This window comes from Streptomyces sp. NPDC002130, from assembly GCF_040296465.1.
Taxonomy (GTDB): Bacteria; Actinomycetota; Actinomycetes; order Streptomycetales; family Streptomycetaceae; genus Streptomyces.
In genome coordinates this window covers 1-6885 of record NZ_JBEOXI010000348.1, presented here as the reverse complement: position 1 = coordinate 6885, position 6885 = coordinate 1, and the positions used below count along the sequence as shown (strand labels likewise).

Here is a 6885-nt window from a genome sequence, read left to right as displayed (position 1 = left end):
GCTACGACCGGTTCGCGCCAGGTCACGACCGCAGTGCCGCAGGCGGCGAGACCCGGGTCTTCCGCAGTGTGCAGACCCACGACGGCCGCTATGTGCCGCTCGTCCGGCACGCCGACGCCCTCTGGAAGCAGTTGCAGGCGGAGACCGGGCGGGAACTGCGCCGTCTGACCGGAGCCCTGGTCATGGGGCCGGCCGACGACCCCGAGATGCGTAACGTCATGGACGGCATCGCCGAGCACGGCCTCGACCACGAGGTGATCGACACCGAGGCGATGACGAAGCGTTTCCCGCAGTTCCGCGTCGACGACGGCGACCTGGTCATCCTCGACTCCCACGCGGGGTTCGTCCGCCCCGAGCTGACGGTCCAGACCGCGGCCCGGCGCGCAGAGGAACTGGGGGCCCGGATCCGCCGCTACACACCGGTGCGGGAAGTCACTCCCGTCGCCGGGGGAGGCGTGGAGATCCGCACCGACACCGACACCGAGCGCTTCGACGCCGCGGTCGTCACCCCCGGCCCATGGGTGGGCGACCTGCTGCCCGACCTGCCGTGGGAAGTGACTGTCCACCGCGCGATCAGCGCCTGGTTCCTGCCCCACGAGGACCACCCGGCAGACGCCGAGCGTCCCGCCTTCATCCGCTGCGGCGACACCCCGTTCTACGGCATCCCGTCCCCGGACGGCCTGGCCGTCAAGCTGGGCCTGCCCCAGCCGCACCACAAGGCCGTGGACGACCCCAACCGGCTGAACCGAACCGTCGCACCGGAGGAACTGGAGACCTTCACCACTGCGGTGCGACGCCACCTGCCCGGCCTGAACCCCGACCCGGTGCGCCTGTCCGTCTTCATGGAGGGCTACACCGACAGCACCCGACCTCTGGTCGGCCCCCTGCCGGGCTGCGACGACATCGTCCTGCTGGCCGGCTTCTCCGGCCAGGGCTTCAAGATCTCGCCCGCCATGGGCGACATCGCCGCGGACCTCGCCCTTCAGGGCCGCACCCCCCAGCCGATCGACTTCATCACCACAAACGGCCGCACCGCGGCCTGAGCCCGAACGAGGAAAGCCATGACCCTGACCATCGGCGCGCTGCGGGCCGAGCCCGGCCGGAAGACCCGCGGGAGCCTGCCCGCCGACCTCGGCACCACGACCGTGGAGGTGCCCCTGATCCTCGTCAACGGCTCCCGGCCCGGCCCCAGGGTCGTGATCACCGGTGGTGTCCACGGCGGCGAGTTCATCGGCGTCGATGCCGCCACCCGCCTGGCCGGACTGCTGGAACCGGACGAGGTCGCCGGCCAGGTGGTGATCTGCCCGGTGGCCAATCCGCCGGCCGTCTACGGGGGCAGGCTCAACATCTCCCCGCTGGACGGCGTGAACATCAACCGCGTCTTCCCCGGCGACAAGGACGGCGGCCCGACCGACCGCATGGCGGCCTGGCTGTTCGAAAACCTCATCGACGGCGCCGACGCCTACGTGGACCTGCACAGCGGCGGCATCGACCAGCACCTGCTCGACTTCGTCGGCTACCGACTGACCTCCGACGACGAACTGGGCGCGAAGACCAAGGCCATGGCCCACGCGGTCGGATACGAGCGGGTCATCTTCGGGACCAGCCCGGACGGCGGCAACAGCCACGCCGCGGCGAACCGGCGGGGGATCCCCGCGATCCTCGTCGAGACCGGCCAACTCGGCGACCGGGACCCGGCCACCGTACGCAGGCTCCTCGACGGCCTGCACCGGCTCCTGCACCACCTCGGCGTCATCGAGGCGCCGCAGCACCTCGCACCGGTGACCGTGCAGCCGCGCGACTGGATCTGGACGGGCGAGGTCGAGTCTCCGGCCGCTGGCCTGTGGTACCCGGACGCGGTCACCGGTGACGAGGTGACCGAGGGGCAGACCATCGGCCGCATCATCGACCCGGCCGACGGCGCCGAGCTCAAGGTCTCCGCCGTCTCCACCGGAACGATCACCTACAACATGAACGGGCTGACCGTGCGCCCCGGCACGCACCTCGCCGCCATCGCCACCCCCCACGACTGACGGGCCTCATGCCCGACCGCTGAACCGCCCCCATCCACCTGAGCCGGCCCCCATGGCGAGCACGCCCGTGTCGCGAGTGAGCTCGCCGAAGTGAGCCGGGATGCGGAGGGACGGTTCGCGAAGGAGGAGGTCCGCCATGGACGCCATCGACGAGAAGATCATCGCCGAGCTGACCCGCAACGCCCGCATCTCGCACTCCGAGCTGGCCGGCAAGGTGCTGCTGTCCCGCAATGCGGTGCGCCAGCGCATCGAACGGCTGGAGCGTCGGGGCCACATCGCCGGCTACACCATCGTCCGCGCAGGCGGCGACGCCGGCGATGTGGTCTCCGCGCTCGTACTCGTCTACCGCCAGGACCGTATGCGCGGCGGCGATGTCCTGGCGGCACTCAAACGCATCCCGGAGGTCGTCATCTGCGAGATCCTCAGCGGTGACTTCGACATCATGGTGCGTCTGGAAGCGGCGTCACTGGAACGCGTACGGGGCATCTGGGAGGACATCGCCCAGATGCCCGGTGTACGGGACACGGTCACAGCGCTCACTCTGTCCGGCGTCGTCAACCGTCGGCGCGGAGCGCGGAGTTCAACGGTGCCGGGGTGAGCAGCACATCGGCAGGTCCTCGCCGGTGACCGGTCGGCGCCAAGGGTTCGCGCTCGGTGCGGAAGGCGGTCATTGGACCACTTCGCTGATGTGGTTGACGCAGACGACCTTGGGCTGGGTCATCTCCTCGAAGGCGAAGCGCACGCCTTCGCGGCCCATGCTGCCGTACTTGTACCCGCCGAACGGCATGGCGTCGAAGCGGTAGTCGGAGGAGTCGTTGATCATCACTCCGCCGGCCTCCAGCAGCCGGGCCGCGGTCAGGGCGCGGTCCAGGCGCGAGGTGAAGACGCCCGCGTGGAGGCTGTAGTCGATGGCGTTGGCCTGTTCGATGGCGTCCTCGAAGGACATGAACGGCTGCAGCACGACGACCGGGGCGAACACCTCCTCCTGCCAGATCGAGCAGGTGACCGGGACGTCTTCCAGGACGGTCGGCGCGTACAGGGAGCCGGTGGCGTCGTTGCCGCACAGCAGTACCGCGCCCTGGGCCACCGCCGTGTCGACCTTGGCCCGGGTGGCGGCCGCGGCGCCCGGGGTGATCATGGGGCCGACGTCGGTGCGCTCGTCGAGCGGGTCGCCGACGCGCAGCAGCCTGGTGCGGGCGACGAAGGCGTCGCGGAAGCGCTCGTAGACCTCGGCCGCGATCAGGATCCGCTGGGTGCCGATGCAGTTCTGGCCCGCGGCCCAGAACGCGCCGGAGACGCAGGAGGCCACGGCCTCGTCCAGGTCGGCGTCGTCCATGACGATGACCGGGGCGTTGCCGCCCAGGTCCATGGCGAGTTTCTTGAGGCCGGCCGTGCGGGAGATGGCCTCGCCGGTGGCGAATCCGCCGGTGAACGACACCATCCGCACGTCGGGGGCGGCCACGATCGCGGCGGCGATACCGGCGTCGCCGTTGACGACGGTGACGATCTCCTCGGGCAGACCGGCCTCGATGAGGGTGTCCACCAGCCGCAGGGCCGACAGCGGCGTCAGCGCGGACGGTTTGAGGATGACCGCGTTGCCCCCGGCGATGGCCGGGCCGAGCTTGTGGGCGACCAGGTTCAGGGGGTCGTTGAACGGGGTGATGGCGGCGATGATGCCCAGCGGTTCGCGGGTGAACCAGCCCTGCCGTTTCTCGGAGCCCTCATAGGAGTCGAAGGGGATGACCTCCCCGGCGTTGCGCCGTGCCTCCGCGCCGGACAGGGACAGGGTGTTGACCGCGCGGGCGACTTCCTTGCGGGCCTGGGTGATGGTCTTGCCGGCCTCACTGACGATCAGCTGCGCGAAGGACTCGGCGCGCCGCTCGACCAGGTGGGCGGTGCGTTCAAGGACCGCGGCCCTGGAGGCGCGGGACAGTGCGGCCGCGGTGCGGCGCCCGCACCTGGCCTGCTGCAGGATGCCGCCGACGGCGCCCGCGTCGACGGTGGGCACGGAGGCGATGGTCTCGCCGGTGTAGGGGTTGTGCACGGGCGCCGTGTCGGCGCCGAGTTCGACGCCGGGGGCCACGATGGTCTCAGACACGGTGAGTCTCCTGGAGAACGGGGCGCGTGGGGGCGGTGTCGTCGTCGGCGTGGCGCTGGTGGATGGCGATGATGTCCGCCAGCAGGGCGTAAGCGGTCTCGATGCGGCCGGCACCCGGCCCGCAGACCGTGACGGTGCCGAGGAGGTCGGTGTGGAAGGCGACCGCGTTGAGGGGGCCGGAGATCCCCGCCAGCGGGTGGTGTGCCGGCAGGGCGAGCGGGGAGACGCGGGCATCGACGCTGCCGTCCTCGTGGCGGGTGGCGGAGCCGACCAGCTTCCAGCGCAGCCCCTTGCAGGCGGCGTCCCGCACCTCGTTCGGTGTGATCGCCGAGATGCCCTCGCAGAAGACGTCCTCGCGGCGGAGGTCGGCGCCGAGGACCTCGTTGGCCAAGATCATGACCTTGAGCTGGACGTCGTGGCCCTCGATGTCGGCGGTGGGGTCGGCTTCGGCGTACCCGAGGTTTTGCGCTTCGGCGATGGCGGCCGGCAGTTCGATGCCCTCTTCGAGGCGGCCGAGGATGTAGTTCGAGGTGCCGTTCATGATGCCCTGGACGCCGGTGATCTCCAGGCCGCCGAACATGCGCTCGGCGGTGCGCAGGATGGGGGTGCCGCTGAGTACCGAGCCCTCGAACTCGAAGCTGACACCACGCTCGGCGGCCAGCTGCTTCAGCGCGCGGCCGGCGAGTGCGACGGGTCCCTTGTTGGTGGTGCACACGTGCTTGCCCGATTCCAGGGCCCAGCGCACGTGGGAGAGGGCGGGCTCGCCGTCGGTGGGGTTGGTGAACGTCGCCTCCACGACGATGTCGGCCGGCACCTCGCGGATCACCCACTCGTTGCGCGGTTCCGCGCTGCCGCCGGCCAGGCCCGCGAAGCTCAGCTCCCCGGGCTCGGTGGCCAGCAGCGGCGCCAGATCGATGCCGTCGGTGTCCACCAGGGAACCGGCCCGCAGATCGGTGATCGCCACCACCCGCAGGGCGAAGCCCAGCTCCTTCGCCAGGCGGTCCCCGCTCTGGGATATGAGTTCGGCCAGCGCGCGGTTGACGCCGCCGAATCCGATGAGGGCGAGATCGTATCGGCCCATGAGTTCGCTCCTTCACAGTCCGCCGCCTTCACGGTGCGGCTGGTCAGAGCTTGGTTGCTGCGCCTGTCACCTGCTCCATGCCGCAACGGCCGCACGGCATGCCGATCTGCACGGTTTCGATGACGATTCGCCCGCCCCATGCCCGGCGGGACCCGGGTGGTTCCAGCCGAAGACATGGATAGGGCTTGGTGAGTCACTCCGGTTTGGCCGTGATCACCGCTGTCTCTTCCGGTGCCGCGGCGCTTGCGGTGCCGAAGGGCTCCTGACCGGGCTGCCGTGCGCCGACGCATGCGAGGGTGAGCATGGCGGTCACAGCCAGGACGACGACGGCGGCTCCCGAGAGCAGGAAGGCGTTCTCGACTCCGGCGAGCGTGATGGTGGTCGAGGCCACGAAGGGGGAGAGCGCCAGGGCTCCTGCCACCCCGGCCTCCCACAGGCCCAGCGCCTTCGCCAGATGATGGCTAGGTATGCGCTGCTGCACCAGTGCGATCAGGGGAATGTCCGTGAGCGCCGAGGCCAGCCCAGTGGCGGTCAGAAGAACTGCCGCCATGGTCGTGGAGGTGACCGTTCCCAGCGGAGCCCGGAAGATCCCGAGCAGGGCCCACGCCAGCACCGCGGCCAGTGCGAGTCTGCGGATGCGCAGGCCGGCCAGGAGCAGGGCGCCCACCACTTCGGCGACCCCGGCGATGCCGAGCAACAGGCCGTACTGGCCGCCCTGCCCCACGACCGCGACCAGCCCGACGGTCAGGAAACCGTTGGTCAGGGCGAGGGCGAGCACGAAGGTCACGATGACCACGAGTACGTCGGGAGCGGCCCGCACTGCCCTGAGCCCGGCGCCGAGATCGGACCACAGCCCCGTCTGACCGCCGGCCGGGGCGGGGCGGGTCACGCGGATGGCGGCGACAGCGGCCGCCGAGCCCAGGAAGGTGAGTCCGTTCACCACCAGCACCGACTGCAGCGAGCCGAAGGCCAGCAGCGGCGCGAGCATGAGCGGGCCGACGAAGAAGGCGGCCCGGAAGGCGACTTGCAGCAGTCCGTTGGCCTGCTGGAGGCGGTCGTCCGGCACGATCTGCGGGACGATCGCGTTGCGGGCCGGGGCGAACGGGGCGCCGATCAGCGCCAGCAGCGCCGTGGTCGCCACGAGCAGGGACAGGTTCAGCAGGTCGAGGGAGAGCAGAACCGAAGCCACGGCCACCACGGCGACCCGGGCCAGGTCGGTGGCGATCATCAGCTTCCGGCGGTCGCGGCGGTCGGCGTACGAGGCGACGACGAAGGTGGCCACGAACGCGGGCGCGAACGCGGAGACGCTCACCACGGCGACGGCCGTGGGGTCCTTCGTCAGTGACCAGGCCAGCCAGGCGGTCGCGGCGGTGTACAGGCCGTCGCCGAAGCGGGAGATGCCCTGGCCGGCGAAGAGAAGCAGGAAGTTGCGGTCCTTCAGCAGTGACATGCGGCCACTGTCGGGTTCCGTCGTGAGCCTGATCCACTTATCAGGCAGATGGCTAATCAGTCGCCTCGCCGTCGTCGTGCAGGAAGCTTTCCAGGCTGGGGGTCAGGCCCGCCACCTGTCCGGGCGCAAGCCGGTACAGGACGTAGTAGCCCTCGCGGCGGCGCTCCAGCAGGCCCGCGTCCGCCAGCACGCGCAGGTGCTTGGACAGGGCGGCCTCGCTGAC

General features: G+C 70.7%; 7 protein-coding genes. 3 read left to right on the top strand and 4 right to left on the bottom strand.

From position 1 onward, the window contains the following. The 3 genes from ABT116_RS37810 to ABT116_RS37800 all read left to right on the top strand — a co-directional run. On the top strand, positions 1-1043 hold a 1043-nt coding region (locus ABT116_RS37810), incomplete at its 5' end, for an FAD-dependent oxidoreductase (RefSeq protein ID WP_351643860.1). Between the two features lie 18 nt (positions 1044-1061). Then, positions 1062-2033, top strand: coding sequence for a succinylglutamate desuccinylase/aspartoacylase family protein (locus tag ABT116_RS37805; RefSeq protein WP_351643855.1), 972 nt, complete (start codon positions 1062-1064; stop codon positions 2031-2033). Between the two features lie 136 nt (positions 2034-2169). After that, positions 2170-2631: an Lrp/AsnC family transcriptional regulator gene (locus ABT116_RS37800; protein WP_351643849.1), complete on the top strand. Its 462-nt coding sequence runs from the start codon at positions 2170-2172 to the stop codon at positions 2629-2631. Positions 2632-2700: 69 nt separating this feature from the next. On the opposite strand, the gene ABT116_RS37795 is transcribed toward ABT116_RS37800, so the two are convergent. From ABT116_RS37795 to ABT116_RS37780, 4 genes are all read right to left on the bottom strand, one after another. Further along, a complete protein-coding gene (locus ABT116_RS37795; protein WP_351643844.1) occupies positions 2701-4131 on the bottom strand; it encodes an aldehyde dehydrogenase family protein in 1431 nt (476 codons plus the stop codon). After that, the gene (locus ABT116_RS37790; protein WP_351643838.1) at positions 4124-5212 is read right to left on the bottom strand and encodes a homoserine dehydrogenase; all 1089 of its coding nucleotides are present in this window, start codon (positions 5210-5212) and stop codon (positions 4124-4126) included. The genes ABT116_RS37795 and ABT116_RS37790 overlap by 8 nt, the downstream gene beginning before the upstream one ends. A 193-nt stretch (positions 5213-5405) precedes the next feature. Then, a complete protein-coding gene (locus tag ABT116_RS37785; protein WP_351643833.1) occupies positions 5406-6662 on the bottom strand; it encodes an MFS transporter in 1257 nt (418 codons plus the stop codon). 52 nt (positions 6663-6714) lie between these two features. Then, positions 6715-6885: ArsR/SmtB family transcription factor (locus ABT116_RS37780; RefSeq protein ID WP_502984006.1), on the bottom strand; the 171-nt coding region annotated here is incomplete at its 5' end.

Coding starts and splice junctions, on each gene's coding strand:
- ABT116_RS37805 (WP_351643855.1), top strand. CDS start 1,062: ATGACCCTGACCATCGGCGCGCTGCGGGCCGAGCCCGGCCGGAAGACC.
- ABT116_RS37800 (WP_351643849.1), top strand. CDS start 2,170: ATGGACGCCATCGACGAGAAGATCATCGCCGAGCTGACCCGCAACGCC.
- ABT116_RS37790 (WP_351643838.1), bottom strand. CDS start 5,212: ATGGGCCGATACGATCTCGCCCTCATCGGATTCGGCGGCGTCAACCGC.
- ABT116_RS37785 (WP_351643833.1), bottom strand. CDS start 6,662: ATGTCACTGCTGAAGGACCGCAACTTCCTGCTTCTCTTCGCCGGCCAG.